The organism is Agrobacterium sp. NPDC089420, assembly GCF_044900305.1.
In the GTDB taxonomy this organism is placed as follows: Bacteria; Pseudomonadota; Alphaproteobacteria; order Rhizobiales; family Rhizobiaceae; genus Agrobacterium.
This window is the reverse complement of the sequence record NZ_JBJDMY010000058.1, coordinates 1-2,461: the sequence shown is the minus strand read 5'-3', so window position 1 is coordinate 2,461 and position 2,461 is coordinate 1. Positions and strand designations below refer to the sequence as shown.

2 protein-coding genes are annotated in these 2,461 nt (G+C 56.7%); one reads left to right on the top strand and one right to left on the bottom strand.

The genetic code is table 11. The features are described from left to right. Nucleotides 1–251: 251 nt before the first annotated feature. Complete coding sequence (locus ACI2KA_RS26880; protein WP_404505476.1) at nt 252–989, top strand: hypothetical protein; 738 nt, start codon at nt 252–254, stop codon at nt 987–989. Nucleotides 990–1,001: 12 nt separating this feature from the next. Here ACI2KA_RS26880 and ACI2KA_RS26875 read toward each other — a convergent pair whose 3' ends face one another. Further along, complete coding sequence (locus ACI2KA_RS26875; protein WP_404505475.1) at nt 1,002–2,375, bottom strand: ISNCY family transposase; 1,374 nt, start codon at nt 2,373–2,375, stop codon at nt 1,002–1,004. Nucleotides 2,376–2,461: the final 86 nt, after the last annotated feature.

Sequence of the window (2,461 nt, the reverse complement as noted above, 5' to 3'; positions counted from 1 at the left end):
ATGTGGCGGGGGAGTTGAAACGTCCGCCGATGTGCAAAGTAGAAATGTCCAATTTGGGTGTCCCGGCCATTTAGACATGCGACACTGACACCGCGGATCAGCCCCCGACCGAACCGGCTCTCCGGTTGCAAGGGAAGGGCGGGGGCGGGTGATAGACACACCCATTCGGCTTTAGCTTTCTCAGTAGCAATCGTACCGGTAGCAGTTGATACTCACAGACATCGAATGATGCAGGGGGACAAGATCAGAGGATGCTTCCGGAGATTGAACTCATAGGCGATGTCGATGTCATCGCTCTGTCGCCACTGCTGCGTGGCATGGTCCTGAGCCTGTCCTATGCCAATACGCAAGGCGGCATTGGCTTGACGGCCACAGGCGCCATGAACCGCAAGTTCGTGCACTGGGCGGCCGTTCACTTTGAATGGCCAGACTATACGTCCGACGAGCTTTACACGATGAACAAGGTTCTCAATGAAAGCGACATGCCGCCGCTTTGGGTCGTGCGCGACATGACCCGCCATCTGAAACTCCTTCGCCGCAAGAAAGACGTGCTGCTGCCAACCAAACGTGGCAGGGAATTTCTGGCAAGACCGCAGGCCTTCTTCGATCTGGTCGCCACGGATTATCTCTATTCCTACGTCCACGATGCTGAAACAGAAAAGGAAGTGCGTGAGCGGCTACGCTGGTGGCGCATGTTCCTCAATCTTCTCAATATCAAGGCCAGATCAGGTTGCTCGCTGAACGAGGTCTTGAAAATCCTGTATCCAAGCGTGGCACATCTGTCGAACGCCGAGATAAAAGTCGAGGCATGGTCCCTAAAGTCTGAGCTCCGCTACGGCGTCATTCGTCGCTTGTGCTGGCTGGGTTTGCTCTATGAGGCGAGAGCAGGGCTAACGCTCTTTGAGGATGGATCCTTCCACAAAACACCACTCTGGGCCACCTGTCTGCAATTGGAATCGGATACGCAAAGCGACATCGGTGTGCATTGACCCACGCGATCTTTATTCCGCCGCAGGCGGGAATGATAGTGCTTGCCGACATCGCGCAATCACCGCCGGATCGTTCATGGCATCCGTCTTCCGCCCCGGCTTGCGGCCCCGCGATGTGTAGCCGTTCTTGTCGCTGTTGGTCTTCACCTTCGGCGTTGTCTGCTGGTCCTGACGTTCCTTGATATAGGCCAAAAGATCGCCGAGCCGCTTGTTCTCGGTGATCGCCGCATGTGTTACCCGCTGATCCTTGTCGAACACCGTATAGGGCAGGGAATACCCCTTCCAGCGCACATCGAGGCGACCATCGGCGTAGGCATAGGTCTCGACATATTTGCCAACCAGGCCTCGCGTGACGTCGTTCTCGTCCAGCATGATCCGCTGGCGTTCGAACGAGAATGTCAGCTGCGATCCGACATACCGCTGCTCGCGTTTGCATAGAATCTCAGCCAACCGGTCCGGTGGCAGATTCATCGGCCGATGCAGGTCATTGGAGCGGGCAGGGGCGATCGCAAATCGCGCATTGTGATTGGCCATGAAACCCGGCAGAAACGCATTGCCCGCCTCCATTGTGTCGATGCCGGCCAGCCGCAACTCCTTGACCAACCGGTCCTGCAGCGTCCGGTTCATTCGCTCGACCCGACCTTTGGCCTGACTCGAATTTGCGCAGAGAATCTCGATATTTAGCTCACACAGCGCCCGTCCGAACTGCGTCATGCCTTGGCCGCCCCTGGCATCCTTCTTCGCCACCCGGAACACTGAATGTTTGTCGGAATAAAAGGCAATCGGCGCGCCGTGACGTTTGAGATAAAGCGCCAGCGCCTCAAAATAGGTGAAGGCACTTTCGGAACGTACAAAACGCAACTGCATCAACCTGCCGGTCGCATCGTCAACGAAAACCAGCAACGAACACGATGGTCCGCGATCCTCGAACCAGCGATGCTCAGAACCATCGATCTGTACCAGCTCGCCATAGGCCTCGCGACGTAATCTCGGCTGATGAAACGTCCGGCGCTGCTTACGTGACAGCCAAATTCCGGCATCCACCATCCAGTTGCGCAACGTCTCGCGCGAAACCTGCAAGCCATCACGCTCGGCCAGCTTCTCGGTCGCCAGGGTCGGGCCGAAGTCCGCATAACGTTCACGAACCAGCGTTACCGCGTAATCACGAATGCCGTCATTGATGCGGTTGTTGGATGGCCGGCCGATCGCCTTGTGCCGGATCGAAGCCGCACCGCCAGTTTGCATCCTGTTCAACAACCGGCGGATTTGCCGTGTGCTGAGATCAAGCACATGCGCCGCCGACACCATGGTCATCCGACCGGCAATCACCTTCGACAAAATCTCGATCCGCTGCAGATCACGCTCGCTCATCGTAATCAGTCCCATCTGCAATCTCCCGAGTGTCAATCAGACCCGGGGAGTGTGACATTCCAACTTTGCAGAAACAGGACACTTTAACTTTGCGGCTACAG